Origin of the sequence: Simiduia agarivorans SA1 = DSM 21679, assembly GCF_000305785.2 — a bacterium.
In the GTDB taxonomy this organism is placed as follows: Bacteria; Pseudomonadota; Gammaproteobacteria; order Pseudomonadales; family Cellvibrionaceae; genus Simiduia; species Simiduia agarivorans.
In genome coordinates this window covers 166077-182297 of sequence record NC_018868.3, presented here as the reverse complement: position 1 = coordinate 182297, position 16221 = coordinate 166077, and the positions used below count along the sequence as shown (strand labels likewise).

Annotated in this window: 13 protein-coding genes; 6 read left to right on the top strand and 7 right to left on the bottom strand. The window is 57.0% G+C overall.

The annotated features are described in order from the left end of the window. Positions 1–43: 43 nt before the first annotated feature. On the bottom strand, positions 44–658 hold the full coding sequence (locus M5M_RS00830; protein WP_015045575.1) for a glutathione S-transferase family protein: 615 nt from the start codon (positions 656–658) through the stop codon (positions 44–46). Then, positions 658–1542 carry an MBL fold metallo-hydrolase gene (locus M5M_RS00825; RefSeq protein ID WP_015045574.1) on the bottom strand — a complete coding sequence of 295 codons (885 nt, stop codon included), beginning with the start codon at positions 1540–1542 and terminating at the stop codon, positions 658–660. The genes M5M_RS00830 and M5M_RS00825 overlap by 1 nt, the downstream gene beginning before the upstream one ends. Positions 1543–1679: 137 nt before the next feature. Between M5M_RS00825 and M5M_RS00820 the strand changes: the two genes are divergently transcribed. After that, positions 1680–2138: a chemotaxis protein CheX gene (locus M5M_RS00820; protein ID WP_024330348.1), complete on the top strand. Its 459-nt coding sequence runs from the start codon at positions 1680–1682 to the stop codon at positions 2136–2138. Between the two features lie 141 nt (positions 2139–2279). Beyond that, positions 2280–3221, top strand: a complete 942-nt coding sequence (locus tag M5M_RS00815) for a DegV family protein (RefSeq protein ID WP_015045572.1) — start codon at positions 2280–2282, stop codon at positions 3219–3221. A 67-nt stretch (positions 3222–3288) separates the two neighbouring features. Here the strand turns inward: M5M_RS00815 and M5M_RS00810 are convergent, their stop codons facing one another. The 3 genes from M5M_RS00810 to M5M_RS00800 are packed head-to-tail and all read right to left on the bottom strand — an operon-like array spanning position 3289 to position 6658. Continuing rightward, on the bottom strand, positions 3289–4593 hold the full coding sequence (locus tag M5M_RS00810; RefSeq protein ID WP_015045571.1) for a sodium ion-translocating decarboxylase subunit beta: 1305 nt from the start codon (positions 4591–4593) through the stop codon (positions 3289–3291). Between the two features lie 10 nt (positions 4594–4603). Beyond that, entirely contained in the window at positions 4604–6388 is a 1785-nt protein-coding gene (gene oadA, locus M5M_RS00805; RefSeq protein ID WP_015045570.1) for a sodium-extruding oxaloacetate decarboxylase subunit alpha, read from the bottom strand. A gap of 36 nt (positions 6389–6424) precedes the next feature. Further along, positions 6425–6658, bottom strand: coding sequence for an OadG family protein (locus M5M_RS00800; protein ID WP_024330349.1), 234 nt, complete (start codon positions 6656–6658; stop codon positions 6425–6427). 170 nt (positions 6659–6828) lie between these two features. On the opposite strand from M5M_RS00800, the gene M5M_RS00795 reads away from it, so the two are divergent. Genes M5M_RS00795 through M5M_RS00785 form a run of 3 tightly spaced genes read left to right on the top strand, consistent with a single transcriptional unit; the run spans position 6829 to position 11304 of the window. Continuing rightward, complete coding sequence (locus tag M5M_RS00795; protein ID WP_016389135.1) at positions 6829–7788, top strand: tRNA dihydrouridine synthase; 960 nt, start codon at positions 6829–6831, stop codon at positions 7786–7788. Between the two features lie 44 nt (positions 7789–7832). After that, a complete protein-coding gene (locus M5M_RS00790; RefSeq protein WP_015045567.1) occupies positions 7833–9680 on the top strand; it encodes an ABC transporter transmembrane domain-containing protein in 1848 nt (615 codons plus the stop codon). 43 nt (positions 9681–9723) lie between these two features. Continuing rightward, positions 9724–11304, top strand: coding sequence for a phytoene desaturase family protein (locus M5M_RS00785; protein ID WP_015045566.1), 1581 nt, complete (start codon positions 9724–9726; stop codon positions 11302–11304). 330 nt (positions 11305–11634) lie between these two features. Here M5M_RS00785 and M5M_RS00780 read toward each other — a convergent pair whose 3' ends face one another. Then, positions 11635–12114, bottom strand: a complete 480-nt coding sequence (locus M5M_RS00780) for a YbjN domain-containing protein (RefSeq protein WP_015045565.1) — start codon at positions 12112–12114, stop codon at positions 11635–11637. A gap of 374 nt (positions 12115–12488) precedes the next feature. Between M5M_RS00780 and M5M_RS00775 the strand changes: the two genes are divergently transcribed. Next, positions 12489–13859 (top strand): DEAD/DEAH box helicase, encoded by a 1371-nt coding sequence (locus M5M_RS00775; RefSeq protein WP_015045564.1) that lies wholly within the window; start codon positions 12489–12491, stop codon positions 13857–13859. Between the two features lie 43 nt (positions 13860–13902). Here M5M_RS00775 and M5M_RS00770 read toward each other — a convergent pair whose 3' ends face one another. Next, entirely contained in the window at positions 13903–15507 is a 1605-nt protein-coding gene (locus tag M5M_RS00770; RefSeq protein WP_015045563.1) for an AbgT family transporter, read from the bottom strand. Between the last annotated feature and the right edge of the window lie 714 nt (positions 15508–16221).

The window sequence follows — 16221 nt, the reverse complement described above, 5'->3', positions numbered from 1 at the left end:
AACAGGGTCATCGCCACGGCTTTATCAGCCTGCGGTGAACTGCCTAGACTTTAGCGCTCGGGCGCGCAGACACCTCGGCATGCCAACGCAGCAAATGCGTCAGCTCCGGCGCCGGGCGCAATTTGACCACACGAGCGAAGTCCAGGGCACAGAGCGCAGTGATATCGGCGATAGAGAAGGTGTCGCCCGCCAGATACTGGCTGGCCGCCAGATGGTCATTCAACGTAGCCATGAACTCCAGCGCCTGTTTTCCACACACCTCACCATAGGCCGGCACCGGCGTCATCCGGTCTTTGAAATAGCCCGTGGTATGTTGAAAACACATGCCCACTGGCAACAACAGATGAAACTCTGCCCGCCGCTGCCACATCTCAATTGTGGCTTGGGCCAAGGGGGTTTGCCCCATTAAAGAAGGTGTGGGGTAAAGCGCCTCGAAATAGCGGCAGATAGCAACCGACTCACCTATACAGGTGCCGTCCTCGAGCTCCATGACCGGAATTTTGGTGGTTACATTGCGCTTGCGATAATCGGCCGAAAGATTTTCACCGGTCTGAATATCCACCTGCACGAATTCCACACTGTCCAGCAACTGCTTTTCGGCGAGAAACATGCGTACCCGCCGTGCATTGGGCGCGGTTTTGGTTTCAAAAATACGCATCAGATTGCCTCGTAGATAAGGGCGACCCACTGATCAGCCTTTAAAAAACCGCCGTTCCATTTGGCGTCCAGGTCTTTGGTCGGTTTGGCGGCTACTGCTTCCTCCGCCGAACGGCCCGCGTTTTTCATCGCGGCCACCCGCTCATAGGCCGCGGTCAGCATCTGGTGGTACTCACGCAGCTCGGCTTTGTTGCTGAGCTTTCCGTGTCCGGGAATAACTTTGGTGTTGTCATCAATCTTGGCTAGCACACCAGCCACGGCATCAATCACCCCTTTCATCTTGCCGCCACTGCCGGCATCAATGAAGGGATACATGCCGTTGAAAAAAATATCCCCCATGTGCACTACGTTGGCTTTTTCAAAATAGAGGATTGCGTCACCGTCCGTGTGGGCCGGTGCAGGGTGCTCGATGCGGATTGCATCGCCATTGAAATGAAAGGTCATTGCGGTGTCGAAGGTAATAACCGGTAATGCCGCAGGCGATGCGGGTTCCACCGTGCGCTTGAATGCCTCGATAACACCACCGGCCGCCATGCGCGTACGTACATTGTTATGCGCCACAATCACACTGCCCGACTTGCCAAAGTTTTCGTTGCCACCCGTGTGATCAAAATGCCAATGGGTGTTAACAAGGAATTTGACCGGTTTGTCTGTCACTGTGCGTATGCTGGCCTGAATCTTGTCCGACAAAGGTGCAAACTGATCGTCAATCAGAAAAGCGCCGTCTTCACCGACGGACAACCCCATATTGCCACCACTGCCGGTGAGCATGTAGACCTGATCCGCCACCGGTGTCGCAACAATCTCCACTTGCGTTTCCTGCGCCACAGCGGCGCTGCCCATCAACAGTAAGCCCATGCCGAGCCAATGATTCAGTCTGAACATTGCATAATCCTTTGTTATATACAGTTATTCTCTTACTCTCGATTGATCTTACACCAAGGCCAGACCCAAGGCCGGTGCAATAGAGCTTAACTATACTCAATTCACCCTCCCTTGGATGCATTGGTAGTCGCCCGATAATGAACAATACCCTTCTCACGCCTTTTTGCGCGGCCTTGCAGGACGTACTCAGCACTATGGCCCAACTGGACGTTGAGCTGGGGGAACAAGGCGTTAAACAGGGGCTGAGCGCCCAGGGCGAAGTGTCCGGGGTGATCGCTTTGGTGTGTAACCAGCAGCAGGGCAGCATGGCCATCAGCTTTTCCGGCCCACTGATTATGGCTATTTTCGAACGGATGCTGGGGGAAGCCCACACGGAAATTGACGCCGAAATCTGCGATTTGGCGGGTGAAATAACCAATATGGTCACCGGGGCGGCCAAACCCAGGTTAGTGGAGCTCGGTTTTGACCTGGCCCTGACCAGACCGCAAACCTTCAGCGGCAATCCGCACGACATTCTTCACAATGGCAGCGGCACTGTGCTGGCGCAACGGATTCATTCCTCCCTCGGCGATGCCACCCTCGAGCTGTGCTTTTGACCCCGCCGGCCCCTGTAATACATTTCGTACAACGCGTTGCGACACAAACGCTCAGCGGTTGACGCCACGGCTGATAGTGCCATTCCCGCGCTGAACATACACTGGCTGTAACATCAACGCAGGAATAAAGGACACCTCAAGATGCCCCAATCAGCCTCTGACCGGATCGGCATTGCCGTAGACTCCAGCTGCGATCTCTCGCCAGAATTCATTCGCAAACATGGCATCGAGATTCTGCCTATTTACATCCATCATGCGGACGGTACTTATCAGGACAACCGCGACGATGGGGCTATGACGCGCTTCTATCAGGAGCACTCGCGCCAGCGCTACAGCAGCGCGCAATCAGAGCCGCTGTCTGTCAATGATGTGTCTGATATTTTCGAACAGCAGTTTTTACCCAAGTACGACAGGGTTAACGTCATCACCATCAACAGCCGTAAAAGTCAGGTCTATAACCGCGTGACTGAAGCGGCGATGATCAATGAGCCCAAATTCCGCGACAAGCGCCAAACACCCTTCCGCATCCGCATGCTCGACAGCTACTCCATGTTCAGCGGCCATGCAGTGCTGGTGTGTGAATTTGCCCGTTTGGTCCACGACAAAGGCCAACCACAGGCCAAGGCCATCGCTCGCATCAATCAACTGCGCGACAAAGTTTATGGTTACATAGTGCCGTTTGATCTTTCATACATGCGCGAACGACGCAACCTGCGCAAAGGCGACCACAAAATCTCCTGGCTGAGCTACAAACTCGCAGAAACCTTTGGCATTAATCCCATCATCGAGTTGCACCAGGGCGAAACCCATTCGTTTAAAAAGAGCAAAGGCTACCCACAAGCCCTGCGCGATTTGTTTGAACACGCCAAAAGTTCCATTCTGTCTGGCCTCGCCACCGACACCATCGTGATGAGCTATGGTGGCGTGTTATCCGAGATTCATGACAACCCGGATCTGGTGGCGTTTCGGGAATTCGCCCGTCAACACGGCGTGCGCACCATGCTCTCCATGATGTCTGCCACCGCCGCAGTCAATGTGGGGCCAAAAGCATTCTCTCTGGCGTTTGCCCGCGAAGAACACTGATCGCCGCTGGTTTCAGACGAAAAAAAAGCCCGCTATGCGGGCTTTTTTCGTTTCAGCCGGTAAAACATTACATACCGGACACCATCGAAATCATCACGCCGGCGGCGACCGCCGATCCAATCACACCTGCAACGTTTGGCCCCATGGCGTGCATCAGCAGGAAGTTCTGCGGATTCGCCTCCAGGCCCACTTTATTGGAAACCCGCGCGGCCATAGGTACGGCCGACACGCCGGCAGAACCGATCAACGGGTTGATGGGCATTTTGCTGAACTTGTTCATCAGTTTCGCCATCAACACGCCAGCCGCGGTGCCGATACAGAAAGCCACAATACCAAGGATCAGGATGCCCAGGGTTTTCGGGTCAAGAAACTTATCGGCAGCGAGTTTGGAACCCACCGACAGGCCCAGAAAGATCGTCACGATGTTGATCAGTGCGTTCTGGGCAGTATCGCTCAGACGTTCTACCACACCACATTCGCGCATCAGGTTGCCCAGACAGAACATCCCAAGCAGCGGCGCCGCCGAAGGCAACACCAGCGCCACCAGCACAACCAGCACAATAGGGAAGGCAATCTTCTCGCGCACCGACACCTGGCGCAGCTGCACCATTTTGATTTTGCGTTCTTCCGGGGTGGTCAGCGCCTTCATAATGGGCGGCTGAATTAACGGCACCAGTGCCATGTAGGAATAGGCCGCCACTGCAATGGCGCCCAACAGATTCGGCGCCAGCATACTGGTCACGTAGATCGCCGTCGGGCCGTCCGCGCCACCGATAATACCGATGGCCGCCGCTTCCTTGATGGAGAAATCCATCACCCCCAGCGCCGACAAACCGACCGCACCGAGTACAGTGGCGAAGATACCGAACTGGGCCGCAGCACCCAGAAACAAGGTGCGCGGGTTGGCCAGTAGCGGGCCGAAGTCGGTCATCGCGCCCACGCCCATAAAAATCAGCAAAGGTGCAATGCCGCTGGCAATGGCCACGTTGTAAAACACATACAACATGCCGTCGGCATAGTTGTTGTCCGTCGCCACCTGCACCGCCGCCACGTGGGCCGCGGCATCGGCTGCGTGATAGGCCTCCAGCAATTGCGCCGGGTCTTCATAGGTCACACCCAGTGCCGCCGCCATGGCCGCCATCACCGCCGGCTTGGCGAAATAAATGGCGTTTTCTACCGACGACATGGCCAGGCCCGCGCCCGGAATGTTGGCCAGAATGCCACCAAACCCAATGGGTACCAGCAGCAACGGCTCAAAACCTTTGCGGATGGCCAGAAACAGCAGCCCCACCCCCACCAGAATCATGAAGAACTGGCCGGACTGCATATGGAAAATTCCCGAGTCACGCCACAGCGTTAATAAAGCATCCATCAGTCAGCCCTCACGCTATGCTCAACAGGGTGTCGCCCACCGCCACGGAATCACCTTCCTTGACGCTGATCTCACCCACCACACCGGCTTTCGGTGCGCTGACTTCGGTTTCCATTTTCATGGCTTCCAGCACGATGATGGGTGTGCCCTCTTCTACTTGCTGACCGGGCTTCACCAGTACGCGGAAAATATTACCCGCCAGTGGCGCGGGCACAGGCTCGCCGCCAGTGACGGGCGCACCAGCGGTTGCGGCCGCCGGCGCAGAAGCGCCCACGGGCACGATGGCGGTCAGATCGCCACCGTTGGCCACGTTGACAGTGTACTGCTTGCCTTCAACGGTGACGGTATAAACTTCTTCACCTTTGTCGTTTTTCACCACAGCGGATTCTTTGCCGGTGGGCACCGGTTCAAACGCATCCGGGTTGCCGCGGTTTTCCAGGAACTTGAGGCCGATCTGGGTGAACAGCGCATAAGTGAGCACGTCGTCAATTTCGCGCTCGCCCTCGGCCAGCTTAATACCTTTGGTTTTCGCCACGTCTCGCAGCTCGGCCACCAGCTTGTCGACTTCGGGCGCGATATTGTCGGCCGGGCGACAGGTGATGGCTTCAGCGCCATCCAGCACGCGCGCCTGCAACTCTTTATTGACCGGCGCCGGTGTGGCACCGTACTCGCCTTTTAATACGCCCTGAGTCTCTTTGGAAATCGACTTGTAGCGCTCGCCGGTGAGTACGTTCAGTACCGCCTGAGTGCCCACTATTTGGGACGTGGGCGTGACCAGCGGGATGTAACCGAGGTCTTCACGCACGCGCGGAATTTCGGCCAGCACTTCATCGAACTTGTCAGACGCACCCTGATCGCGCAGCTGATTCTCCATATTGGTCAGCATGCCGCCAGGCACCTGGGCCACCAGAATGCGGCTGTCCACACCGCGCAGTGAACCTTCGAACTTTGCGTATTTCTTCCGCACCTCGCGGAAGTAGTTGGCAATGTCTTCCAGCAGATCAATATCCAACCCGGTGTCGCGCTCGGTGCCCTTCAGCATGGCCACTACCGCTTCGGTCGGGCTGTGACCGTAGGTCATGGACATGGAGGAAATGGCGGTATCCACATTGTCGATACCCGCTTCCACGCATTTCAGAATGGTGGAGGTGGAAAGACCGGTGGTGGCGTGACAATGCAGCTGGATCGGAATATCCACACTCGCCTTCAGGCGCTTCACCAACTCATAGCCTTCGTAAGGACGCAACAGACCAGCCATGTCTTTAATGGCAATGGAGTCGGCGCCTTCGTCTTCCAGACGCTTGCCAAGGTCCACCCACATATCCAGTGTGTGTACCGGGCTCACGGTATAGGAGATGGTGCCCTGCGCGTGCTTGCCCACTTTCTTAACCGCCTTCAACGCCGTCTGCAGGTTGCGCACATCGTTCATGGCGTCGAACACGCGGAACACGTCGATACCGTTAGTGGCGGCGCGCTCGACAAATTTTTCCACCACGTCATCGGCGTAGTGGCGGTAGCCCAGAATATTCTGCCCGCGGAACAACATCTGGTGCGGGGTCTTGGGCATGGCTTTTTTAAGCTCGCGAATGCGATCCCACGGATCTTCGCCCAGATACCGGATACAGGCATCGAAGGTGGCGCCGCCCCAGGACTCCAAAGACCAGAAGCCCACACTGTCGAGCTTTTCGGCAATGGGCAGCATGTCATCGATGCGCATGCGGGTGGCGAACAGCGACTGGTGCGCATCACGCAGTACCACATCGGTGATGCCGAGTTTTTTGTTGTTGGTGGTCATGGGGTTACCCTTTGATCTGCATTATTCGGGGGCGGCTCAGCCGGCCCGGTGTTTATCGATGGCGGCCTTGATAATGGCGCGGGTGCGCGCATCCACCTGACCCGGCGCTACGGCGACCGGTGCAGCGGGCTTTTCTGCCTCGGGGAAAAAGCGCCCCACCAGGCCCGACATTATCACTGTGGCAATCACCAGAATGGTCAGGAACACAAACACGGTGCCCATACCAAAAAGCATCAGGTCGACGCCCTGCTGGACGATACTTTCCTGCATTTGCCTGTCTCCAGAATAGAAATATTGACCAGCCGGATGGGGCTGGCGGCGCATATGAAACCAAATTTCCGGAAATTCCTCAAAATTCAGTATCATAGGAAACCAAATTCCACTCAGTTTAGCGCACTTAAGCCACCGTGAAATCCACCAACCCGCTTTATCTCGCCCCTATGGAAGGCGTGGTCGACGCCCCCTTCCGCCAGATCCTCACGGCCATTGGCGGCATAGACCAATGCGTCACCGAATTTTTACGGGTGACCGACCAACGCTTGCCGCACAAGGTATTCAGGCGCCTGTGTCCTGAATTGGACAGCCAGAGCCGCACTGCGGCCGGTACCCCGGTGGCGCTGCAATTGCTGGGTGGTAAACCAGAATGGATGGCGGTGAATGGCGAGCGCGCCGCTTATCTGGGCGCGCACGAGGTAGACATCAATTTCGGCTGCCCGGCCAAGGCCGTCAACAACCACGACGGTGGCGCCTGCCTGCTGCAAACGCCGCAGCGCATTTACGACATTGTCAGCGCCGTGCGCCGCGAGGTGCCCGCCCACATTCCGGTCACCGCTAAAATCCGCCTGGGCTTTGGCGCCCGCACCGGTTACCTGGACATTGCCCGCGCGGTGGAAGACGCCGGCGCCGCTCGTCTTGTGGTTCACGCCCGTTCGAAAGTGGATGGCTACAAGCCGCCGGCCTATTGGCATCAAGTGGGAGAGATTGAGCAGCGCGCGTCCATTCCCATTGTGGTCAATGGCGACATATTCACCGTGGCCGATTACCACAAAGCGCTGTCGGAGAGCGGTTGCCGCGATGTGATGATCGGCCGCGGCCTGCTGCGCTGCCCGGATCTGGCCTTGCAGATCAAGGCTTCAATCACTGGCGAACACTACACGCCTATGGACTGGCCCACTGTCGCAGGCTGGGTCAAGCTGCACTTTGACATGGGCAAACCGCTCTACCCGCGCAAATACCTGGGCAACCGGCTCAAGCAATGGCTTTCGCACCTGCGCTTGAATTACGCGGGCGCCGCCCTGATGTTTGAACAGATCAAGCGGGTCAATGATGAGGCCACGCTCGATGCCGCTTTCGACCCATTCACCAACGGCCGCGTTGAGCACACGCAACCCGCCGCCTGAAGCTGTCACACTGTGGCCGCTTATCAATGCCAAGGAACATCAGCATGAGTGCAACGCAGGACACGGCTGCAAACGCTACCTCGTCTTCTTCAGCGGACGCTAAAGAACAGAAAAAACCCGCTAAAGACTTGCGCATCTTACTCGCGCTATTGCCGTTTCTTACGCCCTATCGTTGGCGCCTGCTCGGCGCGCTGCTGGCGCTGCTGTTTACCGCAGGCTCTACCTTGCTGCTGGGCCAGGGCGTCAAATTACTCATCGATCAGGGCTTTGGCGGCGATTCTGTCAGCCAGTTGAATCAGGCCATTTTATTCATCAGCCTGATCACCGGCCTGATTGCGGTGGGCACCTTTGCCCGGTTTTATCTGGTGTCCTGGCTGGGCGAGCGGGTGACGGCCGATTTGCGCCGCAAGGTATTCAATCATTTGCTCACGTTGCACCCCAGCTATTTTGAAACCAACAAGAGCGGCGACATCATGTCGCGTCTCACTACCGATACCACGCTGCTGGAAACCATTATCGGCTCCTCCATTTCCATGGCCCTGCGCTCCAGCCTCACCTTTACCGGCGCGTTGATTTTATTGCTGGTCACCAACCTGAAACTGTCGTTGATGGTGTTGTTGTGCGTGCCCCTGGTGATAGGCCCGCTGCTGTATTTCGGCCGCAAGGTGCGGGATCTGTCGCGCAAGAGTCAGGACTCCATTGCCGATGTGGGCACCTACGCCGGTGAAATCGTCCGGCAAATTAAAACCGTGCAAAGCTACACCCGCGAAGCCCACGAAAGCCGCGCTTTTGAGGGCGAAGTGGAGTCGGCTTTCCAGATGGCGCGCGCGCGCATCCAGCAGCGCTCGGTGCTGATTGCGGCGGTAATTGTGCTGATTTTTGGTGCCCTGTCGGCCATGCTCTGGGTGGGCGGCACCGATGTGATTGAAGGCCGCATGAGTGGCGGTGATCTGGGCGCCTTTGTGTTTTACGCCATTATGGTGGCCAGTGCCGTGGCCACCATTTCCGAAGTGTACGGCGATCTGCAACGCGCCGCCGGCGCCACCGAAAGGTTACTGGAACTGATGGCGGCGGAAAGCGAGATTGCCGCGCCCGCAGAACCCAGGTCGCTCCCCACAACCCCGCTCACCCTTGCGTTTGATCAGGTCGGTTTCCACTACCCTTCCCGGCCCGAAGTGGCTGCCCTGCAGGATGTGACGCTCACCATTCAACCGGGCGAGATTGTCGCGTTGGTGGGCCCCAGTGGTGCCGGCAAATCCACCCTGTTTGAATTACTGTTGCGTTTTTACGATCCCTCCAGCGGCTGCATTCGCGTCGCGGGCGAAGACCTGCGCCAGTTCGCGCCTACACAATTCCGCAGCCGCATTGCACTGGTACCCCAGCAGCCCAGCCTGTTTACCGCCGACGTGCGCTACAACATTGCCTATGGCCGCCCCGATGCCTCGGACGAAGACATCATCGCCGCCGCCAAAGCCGCCTACGCCCATGAATTCATTGAGGCCTTGCCCGGTGGCTATGGTGCCTATCTGGGCGAACAGGGTGTGCGGCTGTCCGGTGGACAACGCCAGCGCGTGGCCATTGCACGCGCGATTCTTAACAACCCGGAAATTCTGTTACTCGATGAAGCCACCAGTGCCCTGGATGCCGATTCTGAAAAGAAAGTTCAGGAAGCACTGGATAATCTGATGCAAAACCGCACCACCCTGATCATTGCCCACCGGCTCGCCACGGTATTGCATGCGGATCGCATACTGGTGCTGGATCAGGGCAAACTGGTGGCGCAGGGAACCCACGCCGAGCTGATACAGTCCAGCCCCTTGTATAAACGGCTGGCGCAATTGCAGTTCAACGATAAACCGCCAGCCCCGGTTGAGCCATTGACAGACGCCTGAGCCGGCTCCATGGTGGAGCCAGAATAATGAATAAGGCATCACCATGAAACAACCCATCCTGATCCTGGGCGCCGGCCACAATGGCCTGGTATGCGCCTGTTATCTGGCCCGCGCGGGCCACAAGGTGACCTTGTTGGAGCGCCGCCACATTGTAGGCGGTGCGGCGGTTACCGAAGAAATTCATCCCGGTTTCCGCAATTCCACCGCCAGTTACACGGTCAGCCTGCTGAATCCGAAAATCATCAAGGATCTGAATCTGGCGGAACACGGCTTGAAGGTGGTGTTGCGCGGCCAGTCCAATTTGTTCCCGCAGGAAAATGGCGACAGTCTGAGTTTTTACGGCAACGTCGCCGCCAACCAGCAAGAGTTCGCCCGCTTCAGCCAGAAAGATGCCGACGCCCTGCCCGGCTTTTACCGGATGCTGGATTCCGTGGCCGACCTGATCAAGGATCTGCTGCTGCAAACCCCACCCAATGTGGGTGGCGGTATCGTGGACCTGATCCGTGCCGGCAAAGTGGGCTGGCGCGCCAAGGCCATGACCATGGATGAGCGCCGCTGGGCCATGGCCATGTTCACCAAGAGCGCCACCGAGGTGCTGGATGCCTGGTTTGAGCACGATGCCATCAAGGCGGCCTTCGCCTTCGACAGCATCGTAGGTAACTACGCCGCTCCTTCAACACCGGGTTCGGCCTATGTGTTATTGCACCATGTATTTGGTGAAGCCAACGGCGTGGCCGGTGCCTGGGGCCATGCCATCGGCGGCATGGGCGCGATCACCCAGGCCATGGCGGCCGAGGCAAAACGCCTGGGCGTGGACATCATTACCGACGCCAGTGTGAGTGAGGTGCTGGTCGATAACGGTCGCGCCCGCGGCGTGAAGCTGGAGGATGGCCGTGAATACACCAGTGACTGTCTGGTGGCCAACATGGGCCCCAAGCTGCTGTTTGAGCGGCTGATGGCGCCCGAGCATCTGCCCGAGGACTTCCGCCGCCATCTCGCCAGTTTCAAAACCGGTTCCGGCAGCTTCCGCATGAATGTGGCCCTGTCGGAATTGCCCGACTTCTTGTGCCGCCCGGGCACCCAGCAACAGCCGCACCACACCTCCGGCATCGTGATCGGCCCTACCATGCAGTACCTGGAACAGGCCTATCTGGACGCCAAGCAATCCGGCTACGCCAAACACCCCATTGTGGAAATGCTGATTCCGTCGGTGGTGGACGATACGCTGGCACCCAAGGGCCAGCACGTGGCCAGCCTCTTCTGCCAGCAATTCGCACCGCAGCTGCCCAATGGCGACAGCTGGGACGACCACCGCGAAGCCGCGGCCGACACCATCATCGATACCGTGACCCGCTACGCACCCAATTTCAAAGCCAGCGTGATCGCCCGCCAGATCCATTCGCCACTGGATCTGGAGCGCAAATTCGGGTTGGTGAATGGCGACATTTTTCACGGCGCGCTGGGTCTGGATCAGCTCTGGCTCAACCGCCCGCTCATGGGCCACGCAGATTACCGCACGCCCATCAAAGGCTTGTACCTGTGCGGCTCAGGCACCCATCCGGGCGGCGGCGTCACGGGTTGCCCAGGGCACAATGCGGCGAGGGAGATTTTGAGGGATCTGTAATCGGACACGAATGGTGGAATGCGCTGTGCTTATTCCACCCTACGGCGCACATCCCGGCGGTGGTGTCACGGGCTGCCCGCGACACCATGCGGCGAGGGAGGTTTTGCGGGATCTGTAATCAGACACGAATGGTGGAATGCGCTGCGCTTATTCCACCCTAGGGCGCACATCCCGGTGGTGGTGTCACGGGCTGCAAGGGACACAATGCGGCGAGGGAGATTTTGCGGGATCTGTAATCAGACACGAATGGTGGAATGCGCTGCGCTTATTCCACCCTACCTATGGTGTGCTGTAGGGTGGAATAAGCGCAGCGCATTCCACCATCACCCATCAATGAAACTTCCCCGCCCCATCCCCGTCACCCATGGGCGCACCCATCTGGTCGCCCATCAGGTAACCCTGCTGCTGGCAATCAACAATAATCTTGTGAATCTGCTCAAGGGACGCGGTCACGAAGTGGGCAAACTGCTCGTAGCTCACGCCGGCGCCGGTCATTAAGGTATCGCACAGCACCAGCCGTGGAATGCCTTCATCAACCACGTCGAGAAACGCCTTGATGGTGGGGAAGCCCATGTTCAGGAAACTCAGCTCGGCGTTCATGCCCAGCAGGATGGAGGGCCGGATTTCCAGCTCCACGCTCAGCAACACCCCTTCCGGCTCCATCAGTAGGCGGGCATCCAGCACGCCCTCCTCGGATTGCACGGCCTCCAGATGCAGGCCCGGGCACTGGCCGCACAGGTAACACACCTGGCCCATGCGCTTGAGCCACTGCTCAATGGTATCAATATCGGGTAATTGCAATTCAGACATGGGACCTCCTTCCGGGCGGGCAGGATACGCCCGCAACCACGAGCAGTCTATTGAAAAACTCCTTGCATGCTCAGGTTTTCAGGCTGGCTTGTAATTTAGGCGCCGTTTTGAAGGTGTGTGTCCACCCACCGAAAAACGGCAACGACAAGTACGGACCAGCCTGAAATCCCCGAAGGGCGAGGCCTGAAGCGCACACCTGCTGCGCTTTGCCTCTAGCAAAGGGAACCACCCTGTGCGTCGAGGCAAAACACAACATCTGCGCGCTTCATGCCTCGCTGAGAATACAAGGGGTTTATCAACAGCCTGCTAAGCTTCAACCGTGTATTCATGTATACTCGCGCCCCCGAATGCTGGCGCCACAACGAGGAAATGCCGTGTTTACTGAATTAGGCCTGGACGAACGCTTGATCAAGGCCCTGGACGCCCAGTCCATCACCGATCCCACCCAGGTACAGAATGCCGCCATTCCTGCAGCCCTGGCAGGCAAAGACCTGTTGGTGATGTCGGAAACCGGCAGCGGTAAGACATTGGCTTTCCTATTGCCCCTGGCACAGAAGCTTCTCAATAATGACAATCGCAACACCGGCACCCTGGCGCTGATTCTCGCGCCCACCCGCGAGCTGGCCAAGCAGATCCTGAAGGAAGCCAAAGCCGCGCTGAAATTCACCCACCTGAAGGTGGGTATTGTGTCCGGTGGCGATGACTACAAATTCCAGGCCGCGCAGCTGCGCAAAAACCCGGAGATCCTGATCGCCACCCCCGGCCGCTTGCTGGAGCACTTCAACCGTAATCTACCGGCCATGGACGACTTGCAGGTACTGATTCTGGATGAAGCCGACCGCATGCTGGACATGGGTTTCCACGATGACATGGTGTCTATTTGCAACAAGCTCGCCGCCACCCGCTCTACCTGGTTGTTTTCTGCCACCTTATCGCACATGGGTTTCAATACCCTGGCGAAAGAGCTGACCCGCGAGCCGGAAAAAATCAATCTGAGCAGCGGCCGTGAATCCCAGGCCAATATCCGCCAGCAGGTGATCCTGTCTGACGGCGCCAACCACAAACAGAAAACCATTACCCAACTGCTGAAAACCCTGAGCTACGAGCAGGCACTGGTATTCACCAATACCCGCACCCAGGTGGATCATCTGTGCCAGTATCTGCGCGCGCAGGAAATCAAAACCGGTGCCATTCACGGTGAAATGGCGCAGGAAGACCGCAACAAGGTAATGGAACTGATGCGCAAGGGCCATGTGCAGGTACTGGTGGCCACCGACGTGGCCGCCCGCGGTATCGACATTGGCGGCATTGAGCTGGTCATCAACTACGACATGGCGCGCAATGGCGACGACTACACCCACCGCATCGGCCGCACCGGCCGCGCGGGCGCCGAAGGCACCGCCATCAGCTTTATCACGCCGCAGGAATGGAACCTGAAGGCCGGTGTGGAGCGCTACCTGAGCACCCGCTTCGAACAAATCGAAATTCCCGGCTTTGAATCGCGCTACAAGGGCCCGGAAAAAATCAAAGCCTCCGGCAAAGCCGGCGGCCCGAAAAAAGCCGATAAAAAAGCCGCCAAAGAACGCGCGGCGAAAAAAGCGGCCAAAGACAACAAACCCAAACTGCGCGAACGCGACCAGAAAAATATCGGCAAGCGGCGCAAGCCCAGTGCGGTGCAATTGGGTGATGGTTTTGCGCCACCTACGGGCATCAAGAAAAAAGGCCCTGGGGTAGACGAAGATTAAAAATAACGCCTGGCAATGCCAGGCGTTTTTTCATTCAGTGCGCTCAACCACCAAACTGATAATAGGTCGGCGCCCCCGGCCCCACCGGCAGGCCAAATACAAACACCCACAAATAAAACAACGTCACCCAACCCACAAAAAACACCAGGGTATAAGGCAGCATGGTGGCGATCAATGTCCCTATCCCCAGATCTTTTTTGTATCGCGCCGCTACCGCTAAAATGAGCCCGAAATAACTCATCATGGGCGTGATCAGGTTGGTGACCGAATCCCCAATGCGATAGGCCGCCTGAATCACTTCCGGCGAGTAGCCCACAATCATCAGCATGGGCACAAAGATGGGCGCAAAAATGGCCCACTGGGCCGAAGCCGAACCGAGTGACAAATTCACAATGGCGCACATGGCGATGAAGAAAACGAATAATTCCGGCCCGGTCAGGCCAATAGTCTGCAAAAAGGTCGCGCCTTTTACCGCGATGATGGAACCCAGGTTAGACCAGCCGAAAAATGCCACAAATTGCGCGGCAAAAAACACCAGCACAATATAAAGCCCCAAAGCACTGATGCTCTTGGACATGGCGTTAATCACATCGCGCTCGTTTTTCATGCTGCCGACAATGCGGCCATACACAAAACCGGGAATGGCAAAGCTGATGAAGATGAATACCACAATTCCCTTCAGGAAGGGCGAGCCCTCCACCAAACCGGTATCCGGATGACGCAGCGGCCCCCATTCGGGCACCACGCTCAGTGCCAACATCACCGCGACACCGGCAAAGGCCACGCCGGCCCAGGCCAGGCCTTTTTTTTCGATCGGCAGCAAGCCTTCCAACTTCTGTTCTTCCAGATCAACACTGGCCTCGGAGCGGTCGTATTTTCCAAGCTTGGGCTCCACGATTTTTTCCGTCACAAAGGCACCTAATGCCGAAATAACGAAAGTACTCACAATCATGAAAAACCAGTTGGCATCGGGGCTGACGGTGTAGTTGGGATCGATCAGATTGGCGGCAGACTGGGTAAAACCGGCCAATAAAGGATCAACCGTTCCGATCAGCAGGTTGGCACTGTAACCACCGGACACGCCGGCAAACGCCGCTGCCAGCCCCGCCAACGGGTGCCGGCCGAGCGAGTGGAAGATCACCGCCGCCATGGGGATCAACACCACGTAACCCAACTCAGATGCGGTATTGGACACAATGCCGGCGAACACGACCGTCACTGTCACCATGCGACGGGACGCGCCCATGACCAAGCCGCGCATGGCGGCAGAAATGAGTCCGGAATGTTCGGCCAGGCTCACGCCCAGCAATGCCACCAACACTACGCCCAGTGGGGGAAAGCCGGTGAAGTTGGTTACCAGGTTGGAGACAATCCGCTGCAGCCCGTCAACGCTCAGCAGGTTCACCACCCGGATGACGCCATCTGCCGCACGCCCCGCAGCGCCCTCTGGCCGCGGATCGACGGCACTCACCTCAAAATAGGACGCAATCCCACTGCCAAACACCACGGCTACCGCGAAACAGGCAAACAAGGTCACAGGATGTGGCAGCAGGTTACCCAGGTATTCAACGGTATCGAGAAAACGGGTAAACCAGCCGCGCTTTCCGTTTTCGGCATCAACTACTGCCGCTTTTTCATTCGCAGCCATTTTGGCTCCTTTTTTCACGCTGTTTTATAACCGGCACCAAATGACAAACCTGCTAAAAATGCGCCCTTCACAGCAACAATTCATTAACTGAAGTGCGAAGACCAAACGAACATTTCAAACGGGAAATGAAGACGGCAACCAGAATTTGAGGATCGAAAATGTACCACAACTTGAAGCCGCTTTGGCATTAAGCGGTATCCCACATAGCCCGATGAAATCCACGCCCTGAATGTCTGACCCTGTAGAGAATCAACATGAATACCGGACTGTGCAGGCACTGGGCAAGCGTGTACCAACGCCCCTGACGACCCCACCAACTTTTAACCTCTCCGCCCAAACCATCTGACCAATAATAAAAACAGGTACGATAGTTCAGACCAATAAGGGTGTAAAAAACAACGCATCTGATGAGCAATTTAAACCTATATATCTGTTTTTAAATATATTTAATCTAATCAGGCAAAAAAACATTGTCATACCAATTAGCAAGATAGAGACAACCAATTGCGCAAACCCCCGATCAACCCTAAGATAAAATCAGACACAAAAAGTATTTTGGGCGCCCAATTATATATAACGAAACGCCCCTGCTCGACGCGCTCTGCTCGAGTATCCAGATTCAGAGGTACCTGCAGTCCCGCCTGCCTGGCCAGCCGACGGAGAGGTGAATACCGAGGTAATGACGGCCGTTATTGCAATCGCCCGATGCCAGTT